Origin of the sequence: Amycolatopsis sp. WAC 04182 (assembly GCF_003947465.1) — a bacterium.
Taxonomy (GTDB): domain Bacteria; phylum Actinomycetota; class Actinomycetes; order Mycobacteriales; family Pseudonocardiaceae; genus Amycolatopsis.
The window spans coordinates 285,282-303,105 of sequence record NZ_QHJJ01000006.1; the positions used below are offsets into that span (position 1 = coordinate 285,282).

At 71.1% G+C, this 17,824-nt stretch carries 2 protein-coding genes; both read left to right on the plus strand.

The window, feature by feature from the left end; genetic code table 11:
* Positions 1–218 precede the first annotated feature (218 nt).
* Entirely contained in the window at positions 219–12,200 is an 11,982-nt protein-coding gene (locus DMH01_RS30530) for a non-ribosomal peptide synthetase (protein WP_125680811.1), read from the plus strand.
* A gap of 48 nt (positions 12,201–12,248) precedes the next feature.
* Positions 12,249–17,810, plus strand: coding sequence for a non-ribosomal peptide synthetase (locus tag DMH01_RS30535; protein WP_125680813.1), 5,562 nt, complete (start codon positions 12,249–12,251; stop codon positions 17,808–17,810).
* Positions 17,811–17,824 lie beyond the last annotated feature (14 nt).

Consider the following 17,824-nt stretch of genomic DNA (forward strand, 5'->3'; position numbering starts at 1 on the left):
GACGTTCAGTAGGGGGTGTGTGGAAATAGGGACACTCAACGTCCCTATTTCCACACACCCCCGCGTTCACGGCGGAAACGGGGCCCGTTGGACATGTTGTCCGGGTCGGCCCTTCGGGCGACGATTCGGTGGGGGGACATGCCGCATTCGACGTCGGCGCCTCGACTTCGCGCAGGACGGGATTCGCCGAAGAACTTCGCTGATCGAGGGAGATATTGATGGCTCAGTCGCGGATCGAGGACATCTGGCCGCTGTCGCCGTTGCAGGCAGGGCTGGTCTTCCACGCGGTCTACGACGGTGAAGGGCTCGACGTCTACATCGGACATTGGATCCTGGAGCTGGACGGGCCGGTCGACGCGGCGAGGCTGCGCGCGGCGTGGGAGGCGCTGCTGGCGCGGCACGCGTCGCTGCGGGCTTGTTTCCGGCAGCGCAAATCGGGTGAGACGGTGCAGATCATCGCGAGGCAGGTGGACCTGCCGTGGCGCGAGATCGACTTGTCCCACCTCGAAAACCCCGACGCGGCCGTGCGGGAGCTGGCCGAGGAGGACCGGACGAAACGGTTCGACCTCGCGACGGCGCCGTTGCTGCGGTTGACGTTGATCCGGCTCGGCAACGACAGCCACCGGCTGGTGGTCACCTGCCATCACGCGATCATGGACGCCTGGTCGCTGCCCATCGTGTTCGACGAGCTGTCGGCGCTGTACGCGGCGGCGGAGCTGCAGGAAGTGACGCCGTACCGCGAATATCTCGCGTGGCTGAGCCGTCAGGACAAGACGAAGGCGCTCGCGGCCTGGACGAAGGAACTCGGCGACCTCGAAGCGCAGACGCTGGTGGCGCCCGCGGATCCGGGACGCGCGCCCGGAATTCCCGAGAGCGTCACGGTCGAGCTGCCGTCGGAGCTCACCCGGTCGCTGGAAGACCTGGCCCGCCGCAACGGATTGACGCTGAACACGGTCGTGCAGGGCGCGTGGGCGATGGTGCTCGCGCAGTTGACCGGCCGCACGGACGTCGTGTTCGGCGCGGTCGTTTCGGCGCGCCCGCCGGATCTTCCCGGTGTGGAAGGGATGGTGGGGCTTTTCCTCAACACCGTCCCGGTGCGCGCGCGGCTGCGCGGCTCGGCGCCGGTCGTCGAAATGCTGGCGGAGTTGCAGAGGGGCCAGTCGGCGCTGATTCCCGACCAGTTCGTCGGGCTGGCGGACATCCAGCAGGCGGCCGGACCCGGCGCGAGCTTCGACACCATGATCGTCTTCGAGAACTTCCCGCGTGAGCTCGGCGGGCCGGATTCCGCCGCGCCCTTCGGCATTCGCGTGCACCAGGGCCAGGAGGCGGCCCACTACCCGCTGACGCTGGTCGCCGTCCCCGGCGAGTCGATGCTCGTCAAACTCGACTACCTGACGGATCTGTACGACGAGGCCGCCGCGCGCGCCGTCGTCGAGCGATTCACCGGCGTGCTGCGGCAACTGTCGGGTGACCTTGCCGTCGCCGACATCGACGTGTCGAGCGCGGCCGAGCGCGAAACGGTCGGTCAGTGGGGTGTCTCAGCCGAGCCGGCACCGGATGTACTGGCGCCCGATCTGTTCTCGCGTCAGGACGAAAGCGCGGTCGCCGTCGTCGCCGGTGACGAAACGCTGTCGTACGGAGAACTGGCCGAGTGCGCCGAGCGGCTCGCGTGGTACTTGAGCGGCAAGGGAGTCCGGCGCGGCGACCGGGTCGCCGTGGTGATGGACCGGTCGCCCGACCTGATCGCGACGCTGCTCGCGGTGTGGAAGGCGGGAGCGGCGTACATCCCGCTGGACCCCGCGTATCCGGCGGAACGCGTGAAGTTCATGCTGGCGGACGCCGAGCCGTCGGCGGTCGTGTGCACGGAAGCGCATCGGGACGCCGTCCTGGACGGCGGTCTGGAACCGATCGTCGTCGACGATCCGGAGACCCGGCGGGCGGTCGCGGAGTCCGCTCGGCTGTCGATCGGCGCCACGGTGGACGACGTCGCGTACGTGATGTACACGTCGGGCTCGACGGGCATGCCCAAGGGTGTCGCGGTGTCGCACGGAAACGTCGCGGCACTGGTAGGAGAGCCGGGCTGGGACGTCGGTCCCGGCGACGCGGTGCTGATGCACGCCTCGCACGCTTTCGACATCTCCCTGTTCGAGATGTGGGTGCCGCTGCTGTCGGGTGCCCGGGTGGTGCTCGCCGGATCGGGCGCGGTGGACGGCCCGGCGCTGGCCGGTTATGTGGCGGCCGGGGTCACGGCCGCCCACCTGACGGCCGGGAGTTTCCGGGTGCTGGCCGAGGAAGCGCCGGAATCGGTCGCCGGGCTGCGCGAGGTGCTGACCGGGGGCGACGCGGTGCCGCCCGCGGCGGTCGAGCGGGTGCGGCGGACTTGCCCGGACGTGCGGGTGCGGCATCTCTACGGGCCCACCGAGGCCACGCTGTGCGCGACGTGGTGGCTGCTCGAACCCGGCGACGAGATGGGGTCGGTGCTGCCGATCGGCCGTCCGCTCGCGGGACGGCGCGTGTACGTCCTCGACGCGTTCCTGCGGCCTGTTCCCCAGGGATTGCCGGGTGAGCTGTACGTCGCCGGAGCCGGTGTGGCGCAAGGCTATCTGGGCCGTTCGACGCTGACGGCGGAGCGCTTCGTCGCGGATCCGTTCGTGCCCGGCGGGCGCATGTACCGGACCGGGGACCTGGCTTCCTGGACGGAGAACGGCACGCTGGCGTTCGCCGGCCGCGCCGACGACCAGGTGAAGATTCGCGGCTACCGGGTGGAGCCCGGGGAGATCGAGGTCGCGCTCGCCCGGCTGCCCGGCGTCGCCCAGGCCGTGGTGATCGCCCGTGGTGAGCAGCTGATCGGGTACGCCGTGCCCGAAGCGGGGCAGGATCTCGATCCGGCGCGCCTGAGCGGGCAGCTCGCCGAGACGCTGCCCGAGTTCATGGTCCCGGCCGCGATCCTGGTACTGGACGAGCTTCCGTTGACCGTCAACGGGAAGGTGGACCGGCAGGCGCTTCCCGAGCCGGACTTCTCCGCGAAGGTGGCGGGCCGGGAGCCCGCGACCGAGGACGAGCGAGTCCTTTGTGGAGTTTTCGCCGACGTCCTCGGGCTGGAACGGGTCGGCGTCGAAGACAGCTTCTTCGAGCTGGGCGGCGACTCGATCTCGTCGATGCAGGTGGCCGCTCGCGCCCGGCGGGAGGGGATCTCCCTGACGCCGCGGCTGGTATTCGAGCACCGGACGCCCGAGCGGCTCGCGGCGCTGGCCAAGGAAGCCCCGGCAAGACCCTCCACTGTGGACACTGGTGTCGGCGAGATCCCGATGACACCGGTGATGCTCGCTCTGGGCGAGAACGCCGCGCGCCCCGGCTTCGCGCAGGCACGGGTGATCATCACCCCCGAGGACTTCGACCAGAAAGCGCTGGTCAAGGCCCTGCAAGCCGTGCTGGACACGCACGATCTGCTGCGGGCACGGGTGGAATCGGGACGGCTGATCGTGCCTGAGCCGGGATCGGTGGACGCGGCCGCCCTCGTGACGCGGGTCGTCGCCGAGAACCTGGACGAGGCCGCCGAACGCGAGGTCCGCAAGGCGACGGCCGCGCTGGACCCGGCGGCCGGGACCATGCTGCGCGCGGTGTGGATCGACTCCCCGGAAACCGGGCAGGGCCGGTTGGCGCTGGTGGCGCATCACCTGGCCGTCGACGCGGTGTCGTGGGGGATCATCCTGCCGGATCTGCGCTCGGCCTACGAAGACGCGGCGCTCGAACCGGTGGCGACGTCGTACCGGCAGTGGGCGCGGCGGCTGGCCGAGCAGGCGCGCGACGAGCGCACCGTGGCCGAAACCGAACGCTGGATCGCCCTCCTCGACGGTGCGGAACCGGCCGTGGACCTGAGCCCGGGCAAGACGCACTCGTGGTCCGCGACGGTATCCTGCGAGGTGGCGAACGACCTGCTCACCCGGTTGCCTGGCGCCTTCCACTGCGGGATCCAGGACGTCCTGCTGGCCGGGCTCGCAGGTGCGGTGACGCGGTTGCGCGGGACCGGCGGCGCGGTATTGGTGGACGTCGAAGGCCACGGCCGTGAGGCCGCCGACGGCGAGGACCTGCTGCGTACCGTCGGCTGGTTCACCAGCGTCCACCCGGTGCGTTTCGATGTCGGCCCCGGAGAGTTGCTGAAGACCGCCAAGGAACAGATCCGCGCCGTTCCCGGTGACGGGCTCGGCTACGGGCTCCTGCGTTACCTCAACCCCGACACCGGCGCCAGGCTCGCGGAGCTGCCGTCCGCGCAGATCGGCTTCAACTATCTCGGCCGGACAAGCCTTTCCGCCAAGGACAGGGCGTGGCAGCCGGCGGGTGAAGGACCGCTCGGCGGCGGGCCGGACATGATCCTGGCCCACCCCGTCGAGGTCGGCGCGGAGGTCCAGGACACGCCGGACGGACCCCGGCTGGGGCTCGCCATCGACGGCCGGGATCTCGACCCCGCCACGGTGGAACGCCTCGGCGAGGCCTGGCTGGCAACGTTGAAGGCGCTCGCCGCCGATCCCGCCGCCGGTGGGCACACGCCGTCCGACTTCGCGCTCGTCGAACTGGCGCAGCAGGACGTGACCGAGCTGGAAGCCGCGACACCGGGGCTGACCGACATCTGGCCGCTTTCGCCGCTGCAGGAAGGCATGCTGTTCGAACGGGCCATCGCCGACGACGGCGTCGACGTCTATCAGAGCCAGCGGATCCTCGACCTCGACGGGCCGCTCGACGCCGGTCGGCTGCGCGCCGCGTGGAACCAGGTGGTCGCGCGGCACGAGACGCTGCGGACGGGTTTTCACCAGCTGGCCTCCGGCGAGCCGGTACAGGTCGTCGCCGCCGAAGCGGAAATCCCTTGGCGCGAGGTCGATCTCTCGCACGTCGGAGAGGCGGACGCGGCAGCGGAGATCGAACGGCTGCTCGCCGAGGACCAGGCGGAGCGCTTCGACGTGACCAAGGCGCCGCTGCTCCGGCTGATGCTGATCAAGCTCAGCCCGGTGCGGCATCGGTTCGTGCTGACGTCGCACCACGTCCTCCTGGACGGCTGGTCCACACCGCTCGTCCTGGGTGAGGTTTCGATCGCGTACGCGGGCGGGCAAGCCCCGTCGAAGTCACCGTCCTATAAGGACTACCTGACCTGGCTGAGCCGCCAGGACGAGCAGGCGACGCAGGCGGCGTGGCGGGCCGAACTCGCCGGTTCCGACGAGCCGACCGTGGTGGACGCCGACGCGGACAAGGCGATGGTCGTACCGGGTGAGCACGCCGAATCGCTGCCCGAAGCGGCGACGCGCGCGCTCACCGGTTTCGCCCGCGGTCACGGCCTGACGTTGAGCACGATCGTGCAGGGCGCGTGGGCGCTGGTGCTGACGCGGCTGGCCGGCCGGACGGACGTCGTGTTCGGGACGGTCGTGTCCGGGCGACCCGCGGACGTGCCGGACGTGGAGCAGATGGTGGGGATGTTCATCAACACCGTCCCGGTCCGCGTGCGCCTCGACGGCGACCTGCCGGTGCTGGAAATGCTCCAGGATCTGCAGGCCCGGCAGTCCGCGTTGACCGAGCACCAGTACCTGGGGCTCTCGCAGGTACAGCGCGCGGCGGGGGCGGGCGCGGTCTTCGACACCATCGTGATGATCGAGAACTACCCGCACGACGCCGACGGTCTCGGTGACGACGGCGGTGTCGCGATCAGCGCCGTCGAGACCAGGACCGGCACCGGTTATCCGCTGACCATGAGCGTTTCGCCCGGCAAGAGCCTGCTGATCCGCCTGGCCTACCGGCCCGACCGGATCGACGCCGGAACGGCGGCGGAGGTCGCCAGGCAGGTCGTGCGGGTCCTGGAGCGGGTGTCGGCGGAGGCTTCGCTTCCCGTGGGCCGCCTCGGTGTGACCAGCGAACCGGCGCGCGAATCCGTGGTGGAGCGGTGGAACGCGACGGGCGAGGCGACGACGGGTGTCACGGTGCCGGAGCTGTTCCGGCGGCGGGCCGCCGAATCCCCGGACGCGGTAGCGGTCGTCGATGGGGAACGCACGCTGTCCTACGCCGAACTCGACCGGGAGTCCGATGGGCTGGCCGGGTATCTGGCCGCGCGGGGTGTCCGGCGCGGTGACCGCGTCGGCGTCGTGATGGACCGCGGCGCGGATCTGCTCATCGCGCTGCTCGCGGTCTGGAAGGCCGGTGCGGCGCAGGTCCCGGTGAACGTGGACTATCCCGCGGAACGGATCGAGCGGATGCTGGCCGATTCCGGTGCGGCGCTGGCGATCTGCGTGGCGGCGAGCCGCGATTCGGTGCCGGACGGCGTCGAGCCGGTCGTCATGGGCGCGACGGAGCACGCGGCGCCGCCGGTCGTCGTCGGCGCGCACGACACGGCTTACGTGATGTACACGTCGGGATCGACCGGCGTACCGAAGGGTGTTTCGGTGCCGCACGGCAGTGTCGCGGCGCTCGCGGGTGACCCGGGCTGGTCGCAGGGCCCCGGCGATCGCGTGCTGCTGCACGCTTCCCACGCGTTCGACGCGTCGCTGGTCGAGATCTGGGTGCCGCTGGTGAGCGGGGCCGCCGTGGTGGTCGCGGAACCGGGCGCGGTCGACGCGCAGCGGGTGCGGGAAGCGGTCGAACGCGGTGTCACCACCATCCACCTGACCGCCGGGACCTTCCGGGTGGTGGCCGAGGAAGCGCCGGAATCCTTCACCGGCCTGCGGGAGATCCTGACCGGCGGCGACGCGGTGCCGCTCGCCTCCGTCGAGCGGATGCGCCGCGCCTGCCCGGACGTCCGGTTCCGTCAGCTGTACGGCCCCACCGAGATCACCCTCTGCGCCACGTGGCTCGTCCTCGAACCCGGCGCCGAAACGGGCAGTGTCCTGCCGATCGGCGGACCGCTGGCCGGCAGGCAGGCGTACGTGCTCGACGCGTTCCTCCAGCCGGTGGCGCCGGGCGTGACCGGTGAGCTGTACCTCGCCGGCGCCGGTCTGGCAGACGGTTATCTGGGCGCCGCGAGCGCGACGGCGCAGCGCTTCGTCGCGAACCCGTTCGCGGCCGGTGAGCGGATGTACCGCACCGGGGACCTCGCGCGCTGGACCGGCGACGGCGAGCTGCTGTTCGGCGGCCGGGCCGACTCCCAGGTGAAGATCCGCGGCTACCGCGTCGAACCGGGCGAGATCGAGGCGGCGCTGACCGCACTGCCCGACGTCGCGCAGGCGGTCGTGGTGGCGCGGGAAGAACGTCCTGGCGAGAAGCGGCTGATCGCCTACGTCACCGCGGAATCGGGTCTGGACTCCGAGACGGTCCGCGCGCGGCTCGCGGATCGGCTGCCGGAGTTCATGGTGCCGGCGGTGGTGCTGGTGCTGGACACCTTCCCCTTGACGCCCAACGGAAAGATCGACCGCGCGGCCCTGCCCGCGCCCGACTTCGCCGCGAAACCGGCAGGCCGGGAGCCGCGGACCGAGGCCGAACGGGTGCTGACCGGTCTGTTCGCCGAGATCCTCGGGCTGGACCGGGTCGGCGCGGACGACAGCTTCTTCGAACTGGGTGGCGACTCGATCCTTTCGATGCGGCTGGCCGCCCGCGCCCGGCGCGAGGATTTCGTCTTCGGTGCCAAGCAGGTCTTCGAGCAGAAGACCCCCGCGGGGATCGCGGCGGTCGCCGAACGCGGCGGTGTGCGGCAGCCCGAGGTCGCCGACGGTGTCGGCGAGGTGCCGTGGACGCCGGTCGTGCGGGCGCTGCTCGAACGCGATCCCGGCGCGATGTCGCGGGGCGCGCTGGCGCAGTGGGTGACGGCTGGTGTGCCCGGCGACCTGACGGAGACGAAGCTGACGGCTGGGCTGCGTGTGGTGATCGACACCCATGACCTGCTGCGGAGCCGGGTCACCGAGTCGGGTCTGGTCGTGGCCGAGCGGGGAACCGTCGACGCGGCGACCTTGCTCCAGCGGGTCGAAGCCGGAGACGGTGCCCTGGACGAAATCGCGGAACGCCACGCACGGGAGGCAGCCGGACGGCTCGACCCCGTCGCGGGCGTGATGTTCCAGGCCGTGTGGGTGGACGCGGGATCCGAGGGACGGCTCGTGCTGGCCGCCCATCACCTCGCGGTCGACGTCGTGTCGTGGCGTGTCCTGCTGGCGGATCTGCAAGCGGCCTGCGAGGAACCGGTGCTCGACCCGCCGCCCGTTTCGTTCCGGCGCTGGGCGCGGACGCTGGCAGGCCAGGCGGCGTCGCGGACCGGGGAATTGGAACTGTGGAAGGAAATCCTCGACGGCGCGCAGGCGCGGATCGGTGAACTCGATCCCCGGCGCGACACCATCGCGACCTCCGGACGCAAGTCGTGGACCTTGCCGCGGGACCGCGCGAGCGTGCTCGCCGAGAAGGCCACCACGGCGTTCCACTGCGGCGTCCACGAGGTGCTGCTGGCCACCCTCGCCGGTGCGGTCACCCAGTGGCGTGGCGGCACCGCCGTCGTGGTGGACGTCGAAGGCCACGGCCGTCAGCCCCTCGACGGGATGGACCTGTCACGGACGCTCGGCTGGTTCACCGATGTCCATCCGCTCAGGTTGGACACCGCCGGGGCGGACACACCTGGTCGGTTGCTGAAGCAGGTCAAGGAGAACGTGCGAGCCGTGCCCGACGGCGGGCTCGGCTACGGGATGCTGCGGTATCTCGACGACGAGACCGGGAAGGTGCTCGCGGCGCTGCCGTCGCCGGAGATCGGGTTCAACTACCTCGGGCGGTTCTCGCCCCGGCCCGAGGGCGACGCGGAACCCTGGCAGCTGGCCGGGACCATCGGCGGCACGGCGGAGGACGACCTGCCGCTGAGGCACGCCGTCGAGATCGACGCGGTCGTGCTCGACGGGGAGATCACGCTGACTCTGACCTGGGCGGAACGCCTGCTCGGGGAAGCCGACGCGGAGGCGCTCGGCCAGGCGTGGCTGGACATGCTGACCAGACTCGCCATCCACACCGAGGGCGGCGCGGGAGGACACACGCCGTCGGACTTCCCGCTCATCACGCTGACGCAGCAGGAAGTGGCCGGCGTCGAAGCCCTCGTGCCGAGCCTGCACGACATCTGGCCGCTTTCGCCGCTGCAGGAAGGGTTGCTGTTCCACGCGGTCGACGAGCGCGGCCCGGACGTCTACGCCGGTATCCGCGACATCATCCTCGACGGCCCGCTGGACGTCGCCCGGTTCCGCGCGTCGTGGCAGACCCTGCTCGACCGGCATCCCGCGCTGCGGGCGGGTTTCCACCGCCTCGGCTCCGGGACCGCCGTCCAGGCCGTCGTCCGCGATGTTCCGGTGCCGTGGCAGGAAACCGACCTGTCCCACCTGCCCGAGGACGAGGCGCTGGCGGAATTCGAGCGGCTCGCGGCGGCATCCCACGCCGAGCGGTTCGACCTGGCGAAGGCGCCGCTGCTGCATCTGCACCTGGTGCGGTTCACCGAGCGCAGGCACCGGCTGGTGCTCCGGTCGCACCACATCTCCGCCGACGGCTGGTCGCTTCCGGTCTTCCTCGGCGAAGTGATGGCAGCGTACGAAGACGGCCGGACGCTGCCCGCGCCGACGTCGTACCGGGAGTACCTCGCCTGGCTTTCCCGTCAGGACACGGCGGCCGCGAAAGAGGCGTGGCGGACCGAACTCGCCGGGCTCGACGAGGCGACCCACGTCGTTTCGCCGGACACGATCGCCGTGCCCATCGAGCCGGACCGCGTCCGCTTCGAACTCGACGACGACCTCAGCGGCCGTCTGATGGAGTTCACCCGGCGGCACGGCGTCACGACGAACACGCTTTTCCAAGGCGTGTGGGCACTTCTGCTGGCCAGGCTGACCGGTCGCGAGGACGTCGTCTTCGGGACCACGGTGGCCGGACGGCCGGTCGAGATCCCCGGTGTCGAATCCGCGGTCGGCCTGTTCATGAACATGCTGCCGGTCCGCGCCAGGCTCACCGGCGCCCAGCCGTTCCTCGAAATGCTTACGGATCTCCAGGAACGCCAGGTCGCGCTGATGCCGCACCAGCACGTCGGACTGACCGAGATCAACCAGCTCGCCGGTCCCGGCGCGGCCTTCGACACGATCGTGGTGTTCGAGAACTACCCGCCGCCGCCCCCGCCGTCCGACGATCCCGACGTCCTCGCCCTGCGCCCGGCGGGGATCCCGGACGACACCGGGCACTATCCGCTGTCCATCCGCGCGTCCGAGGGCGGCGGCGTCCACGGCGAGGTCATCTACCGGCCGGACGTGTTCGGCCGGGACCGGATCGAGGAGATCGTCGCGTCGATCATCCGGGCGCTCGACCAGGTGGTGACCGAGCCGCGGGTGCCGGTCGGGCGGGTCGCGCTGATCGGGCCGGAGCAGCGCCGTCTGGTGATCGAGGAGTGGAACCGGACCGAGGTGCCGTTCGAGGCCGAGGCCCTGCCGGTGTTGTTCCGCCGTCAGGTGGAGCGGTCGCGCGACGCGGTGGCGATCGAGGACGCGAAGCGGACTCTGACCTTCGGCGGGCTGCTCGACGAGGTCGAAACGCTGGCGCGGTTGCTCGTCGGGCTGGGTGTCCGGCGGGAGACCCGGGTCGGGGTGCTGGTCGAGCGGTCGGCCGAACTCGTGGTGACCATGATGGGCGTGACGTTCGCGGGCGGGGCGTTCGTCCCGGTCGACCCGGACTATCCGGCCGAGCGGATCGAGCTGATGCTGACCAGTTCGGCGCCGGAAGTCCTGGTGTGCACGGCGGCGACCCGAGCGGTCGTGCCGTCGAAGTTCGACGGAGAAATCCTGCTGCTGGACGAACTTCCCACCGCGGATCCGTCAGTCGTGCTGCCGTCGGTGAAGGCGGCCGACGCGGCGTACGTGATCTACACGTCCGGGTCGACCGGGGTGCCGAAGGGCGTCCAGGTCACTCATTCCGGGCTCGGGAACCTGGCGACCGCGCATATCGAACGCCTGGGCGTGACGGCGTCCTCGCGGGTCCTGCAGTTGTCCGCGATCGGTTTCGACGCCATCGTTTCGGAGCTGTACATGTCCCTGCTGGCCGGCGCGACGCTGGTGTTGGCCGACGCCGAGACTATGCCGCCGCGGGTGACGCTGGGCGACGCGTTGCGGCGGTGGGGGATCACTCATCTCACGGTGTCGCCGAGTGTGCTGGCGGTCGAGGAGGATCTGCCGGACACCCTGCGCGGCGTCCTGACCGGCGGCGAGGTGTGCACCCCCGCGCTGGTCGACCGCTGGTCGCCGGGCCGCCGGTTCATCAACGCGTACGGCCCGACCGAGACGACGATCTGCTCGACCATGAGCGCCCCGTTGTCACCGGGCCACGAGGTCGTGCCGCTCGGCGGCCCGATCCGGAACGTGAAGCACTACATCCTCGACGCGTACCTGCAGCCGGTGCCGCCGGGCGTGGCGGGCGAGCTGTACATCGCGGGCGCCGGACTCGCCCGCGGGTATCTCGGACGGCCGGGGCTGACGTCGGAACGGTTCGTCGCCGACCCGTTCACCCCGGGCGAGCGCATGTACCGCTCCGGCGACCGGTTCCGCTGGGATCCCGACGGCGAGCTGATCTTCGTCGGCCGCGTCGACGCGCAGGTGAAGGTGCGCGGCTACCGGGTCGAGCCCGCGGAGATCGAGAACGTGCTGGCCGAACATCCGGGCGTCGCCCAGGTGGCGGTCGCCGTCCATCGGGACGGGCCGGGTGACAAACGGCTGGTGGCCTACGTCGTGCCCGCCGACGAGGCCGACGGCTCGCTCACCTCGGTGCTGCGCGAGATGGCGGCCGGGCGGCTGCCGGAGTACATGATGCCCGCGGCGTTCGTGGCGCTGGAGAAGATGCCGCTCACCCCGAACGGCAAGCTCGACCACCGGGCGCTCCAGGCGCCCGACTTCTCCGGCCTGTCCTCCGGTCGCGACCCGCGCACGGCCATGGAGGCGAAGCTGTGCGAGCTGTTCGCGGAGGTGCTCGGCCTGGAGCAGGTCGGGCCCGACGACAGCTTCTTCGAACTCGGCGGCGACTCGATCATCTCGATGCAGCTGTCGGCCCGCGCCCGCCGCGAAGGGCTGGAACTGAGCCCGTGGCAGGTGTTCGAAGAGAAGACACCGGAACGGCTGGCGACGCTCGTCAAGGAGATCCCGGCCGAAGGCGAGACCGCCCCGGAACCGGAACCCGCCGGAGGCTCGCTCGTCGCGCTTTCCGCCGACCAGCTGGACCAACTCGAGGCCGGATTCTCGTGATCAGACACGAAACGCGAGTTCACTCGACCACCCACCAAGGAGCAGATCGTGACCGTTGACGACACTCGCGCGAAACCGCGTTCCAGCGTGGAGGACGTCTGGCCTCTTTCCCCGCTGCAGGAGGGAATGCTCTATCACACCGCCCTCGACGACGAGGGGCCCGACACTTACACCGTGCAGACCGTCTACGACATCGACGGCCCGCTCGACGCCGCGCTGCTGAGGGCGACGTGGCAGGCACTCGTCGACCGGCACGCCGCGCTGCGGGCCTGTTTCCGTTACGTCAGCGGCGCGCAGATGGTGCAGGTCATCACGCGGGACGCGCAGATCCCTTGGCGTGAAACGGATCTCACCGGGCTGCCGGAGGAGATCCTCGACAGCGAGGTCGACCGGCTGGCCGCGGACGAGCTGGCCGAGCGGCTCCGCATCGAGGTGGCGCCGCTGATGAAGCTGCACCTGATCCGGCTCGGCCCGGACCGCCACCGGCTCGTGCACACCCTGCACCACGTGCTGACCGACGGCTGGTCGATGCCGATCATCCACCGCGAACTCGCCGCGATCTACGCCGCGGGCGGGGACGCGTCCGGGCTCCCGCCCACAGTGTCCTATCGGGACTATCTCGCCTGGCTCGGCAAGCAGGACAAGGAAATCGCCCGTGCGGCCTGGCGCGAGGAGTTCGCCGGGCTCGACACGCCGACCGCGGTGGCGCCCGCCGATCCCGGCCGGGTGCCGGAGATCGACACCACGATCGTCGAGCTCTCCACGGAACTCACCGACGGGCTGGCGAATCTGGCGCGGAGCCACGACCTCACGCTGAACACGGTCGTGCAGGGCGCGTGGGCCGTCGTGCTCTCGCAGCTCGCCGGGCGGACCGACGTGGTGTTCGGCGCGACCGCTTCGGGCCGTCCCGCCGAATTGGCGGGTGTCGAGTCGATGGTCGGCCAGCTGCTCAACACCCTGCCGGTGCGGGTCCGGCTCGACGGCGCCCGGCGAGCGGTCGACCTGTTCGCCGAACTGCAGCGCGACCAGTCTGCCCTCATGGCCCACCAGCACCTCGGTCTCCAGGACGTGCAGGCCGTCGTCGGACCCGGCGCGGTCTTCGACACGCTCGTCATCTACGAGAACTTCCCCCGAAAGGGGCTCGGCCAGGCGCACGACGGCCTGACCCTGCGCCCGGTCAAGCGTGGGCGCAATTCCTCGCACTACCCGTTCACCCTGGTCACCGGTCCGGGTGAGCAGATGCCGCTCATCCTCGACTACGACCGCGGCCTGTTCGACGAGACGGTCGCCGGATCGGTCGTCGGTGCGCTCGCCCGCGTGCTGGAACGGCTGGTCGCCGAGCCCGACGTCCTCGTCGGCCGCCTGACGCTGCTGAGCGAGGCCGAACGCTCCTTGGTGGTGAACGAATTCAACGCGACCGAGGGTCCCGTGCCGGGCGACTCCGTCGTCGAACTGTTCGCGCGGCGGGTCGCCGAGGCGCCCGAGGCGGTGGCGATCACCGACGCCGCGGGCGCGGATCTCACCTACGCCGAGGTCGATCAGGCCTCGAACCGGTTGGCCGCGTACCTCGCCGACCGTGGTGTCGGCCGCGGTGACCGCGTCGGTGTGGCGATGGAGCGGTCGCCCGATCTGCTCATCGCGTTCCTGGCGATCTGGAAGGCGGGCGCCGCGTACGTGCCGGTGGACGTCGAGTACCCGGCCGAGCGGATCGCGTTCATCCTCGACGACTCCACGGTCTCGATCGTCCTGTGCACGCAGGCCACCAGCGGCGTCGTCCCGAAGGACACGATCGTCCTCGACGCGCCGGAAACGTGGGCCGCCATCGACGCTTTCCCCGCCACGGCACCGGAATTCCGGCCGAGCGCGGACGACCTGGCGTACGTCATGTACACCTCCGGATCCACCGGCCTGCCCAAGGGCGTGGGGATCCCGCACGGCGGCGTCGCGGGTCTGGCCGGCGATCACGGCTGGCAGATCGGCCCCGGCGACGGCGTGCTCATGCACGCGACGCACGTCTTCGACCCCTCGCTGTACGCGATGTGGGTGCCGCTTTCGACGGGCGCCCGTGTCCTGCTCACCGAGCCGGGCGTGCTCGACGCGGCCGGAGTGCGGCAGGCCGTCGCCCGCGGCGCGAACTACGTGCACCTCACCGCCGGAACCTTCCGCGCGCTCGCGGAAACGTCGCCGGAGTGCTTCGAGGGCCTGGTCGAAATCGGCACCGGCGGGGACATCGTGCCCGCGCAGTCCGTCGAGAACCTGCGGCGGGCTCAGCCGAACCTGCGCGTGCGCAACACCTACGGGCCGACCGAGACCACGCTGTGCGCGACGTGGCTCCCGATCGAACCCGGCGACGTCGTCGACCGGGAACTGCCGATCGGCCACCCCATGACGAACCGGCGGATCTACCTCCTCGACGCGTTCCTGCGGCCGGTCGCGCCGGGTGTGGCGGGCGAGCTGTACATCGCGGGAACGGGGCTGGCACGCGGATACCTCGACAGCCCGGGCCTCACGTCCGAGCGTTTCGTGGCGTGCCCGTTCGTCCCCGGCGAACGTATGTACCGCACCGGCGACCTGGCGCGCTGGACCCGCGACGGCGAGGTCGTGTTCCTCGAACGCGCCGACGACCAGGTGAAGATCCGCGGCTACCGGGTCGAACTGGGCGAGGTCGAATCCGTGCTGGCGGCCCAGCCGGGCGTGGTCGAGGCCGTCGTCATGGCGCGCGAGGACCAGCCGGGGGAGAAGCGGCTGGTGGGCTACTTCGTCTCCGACGGCGGTGACGCGGGCCCGGAGGAGATCCGGCGTCAGATGGGCCTGGTGCTGCCCGCGTACATGGTCCCGATGGCGGTCGTCGCGCTGCCCGGACTGCCGGTCACGCCGAACGGCAAGGTGGACCGCCGGGCCTTGCCCGCCCCGGATCTCGCGGGCCGCGCGTCGGAGAAGGCGCCGGAGAGCGAATCCGAGAAGGTGCTCTGCGAGCTGTTCTCCGAGATCCTCGGCGTCGACAACGTGGGCGTCGACGACGCTTTCCACGACCTCGGCGGCAGTTCGGCGCTGGCGATGCGGCTCATCGCGCGGATCCGCGAGGTGATCGGCGTGGATCTGCCCATCCGGCAGCTGTTCTCCTCGCCGACGCCCGCCGGTGTCGCGAGGGCGCTCGCTGCGAAGTCCCGTCCCGCGCTGGAGCCCGCCGAGCGGCCCGAGCGGGTTCCGCTCACCGCGCGGCAGCTCCGCGCCTGGCTGCTGGCCAGCCCCGGCGAGGAGACCGCCGCTCTGCAGATCTCGGTCGCGCTGCGCCTGCGCGGCAGGCTGGACGTGGCCGCGCTGGCGGCGGCGCTCGGCGACGTCGCGACCCGGCACGAGGTCCTGCGCACGACGTTCCCCGGAGACGCGCAGAACGTCCGGCAGTTCGTGCACGAGCCCTCGGCCATCGAGCTGTCACCGATCCCGGCCACGGAGGAGGAACTCCCCGGTCTGCTCGCCGGGCTGCGCGCGTCGGTCTTCGACCTCACGAGTGAGGTGCCTTGGCGCTGCGACCTGTTCGCGCTGTCGGACAAGGAACACGTGCTGCACCTGCGGCTGCACCGGATCCTCGCCGACGACGACTCGCTCGACGTGTTCTTCCGCGACCTGGCGGCCGCGTACGGCGCGCGGCGTTCGGGCCGGGTCCCGGAGCGCGCGCCGCTGGCGCTGCAGTTCGCCGACTACGCGATCTGGGAGCAGCGGCTGCTCGCGGACGAGGACGAAGAAGGCAGCCTGATCAACGAACAGGTCGCCTTCTGGCGGGACACCCTGACCGGGATCGAAGGGGAGACGGTGCTCCCGTTCGACCGGCCGCGTCCGGCCGTCCCGTCGCGGCGGGCGGGCACGGTCGCGCTGCGGCTGGGTGCCGAGCCGTACGACCGGCTGACCGAGGCGGTGCAACGGCTCGGCGCCGACACGATCCACGTCGTGCACGCCGCGCTCGCCATGCTGCTGAGCAAATTCGGCGCGGGCGAAGACCTGGTGATCGGGACGACGCTGGCGCGGGACGAGGACCTCATCGATCTCGAACCGATGATCGGACCGTTCGCGCGGCCCTTCGCCCTGCGCACGGACCTTTCCGGTGACCCGACGTTCCTCGAAGTCGTCACCCGGGTCCAGGAGGCCGTCCGGGCCGCGCGTCAGCATCTCGACGTCCCGTTCGAGCGGATCGCCGACCTGCTGGACCTGCCCGCCTCGCTGTCCCGCCACCCCGTGTTCCAGGTGGGACTGGAGGTCGACGAGGAGGACATCGGCGCGTGGGACGCGGCGGAACTGCCCGCCCTGCGCACCAGCCTCGAACCCGGCGGAACCGAGGCCACGGAACTGGACCTCGCGGTCAAGCTCACCGAACGGCTCGACGAGGACGACAACGAGGACGGTCTCGAAGGCACTCTTCGTTACGCCGCCGACCTTTTCGACGAGGCGACGGCGGAATCGGTCGCGCGGCGGCTGGTCCACGTCCTGGAGCAGGTCGCGCAGGATCCCCAGCGGCGGATCAGCGACCTGGACCTCTTCCTCGACGACACCGAACGTGGCCGTCCGGCGATCGCGCCGGCGCGGTGGGCCGGCGACGTGCCTTCGGTGGTCGCGGAGCTGGGTCCGCTCGGCGCGCTGGTGCTCGACGGACAGAAGCGACCCGTCGCCCCTGGCGTCGTCGGCGATCTCTACGTCACCGGACCGGCGGTCGACGAAGGCAGGACGGGCGAGTCGTGCCCGTTCGGCGAGCCGGGGCACCGGATGCTGAATACCGGCCTGCTCGCCCGCAAGACCCCGGCCAAGACCCTGATCGTGGTGGGGGAACGGCGGCGATCGAGCACCTCGGTGAAGACCGGTGATTACGAGATCCTGCTGCCGCTGCAGGCGGGCGGCGACCGGCCGCCGCTGTTCTGCGTGCACGCGAGCGGCGGGCTGAGCTGGAACTACGGGCCGCTGCTGCGGCATCTTCCCGCGAACCAGCCGGTCTACGGCGTGCAGGCACGCGGCCTCGCGCGGACCGAACGCCTGCCCGAGAGCGTCGAAGAGATGGCGGCCGACTACCTCGAGCACATCCGTGCCGTGCAGCCGACCGGGCCGTATCACCTGCTCGGCTGGTCGCTCGGCGGCCGGATCGCGCAGGCGATGGCCGCGATGCTCGAAGCCGACGGGGAAGAGCTCGGCCTGCTCGCCCTGCTCGACGCCTATCCCGTCTACATGGGACGGAACGCGACCGGCACGGTGACCGAAGAGGCCGCGCGCGACGAAGACGGCCTCCAGAAACGGAAACAGCAGGATCTGGAGCTCGCCGGCGGCATGGTCCAGGGCCCCGGTGCCCGGGAGCGGCTGGAAGCGGTCATGAAGAACCTCTGGAAGGTCGGGCCGCAGCACACCGCCTCGCCGTTCAACGGCGACATCCTGCTGTTCGTGGCTTCCGAGGACCGGCCGGCGCACCTGCCCGTGTCGGAGGCCGTCGCCGGCTGGAAGGACTTCACCAGCGGCTCGATCGAACACCACGAGATCCCGACCAACCATTACGACATGGTGCAACCCGCGGCGTTGGTCCAGATTGGATCCATCGTCGCCGAGAAGCTCCGGCCGCGGCCGGGCGCCTGAAAGGAAAAGCGATC

Bases quoted from the DNA above. Each gene is read 5' to 3' on its own strand.
- DMH01_RS30530 (WP_125680811.1), top strand. From the start codon at position 219: ATGGCTCAGTCGCGGATCGAGGACATCTGGCCGCTGTCGCCGTTGCAG.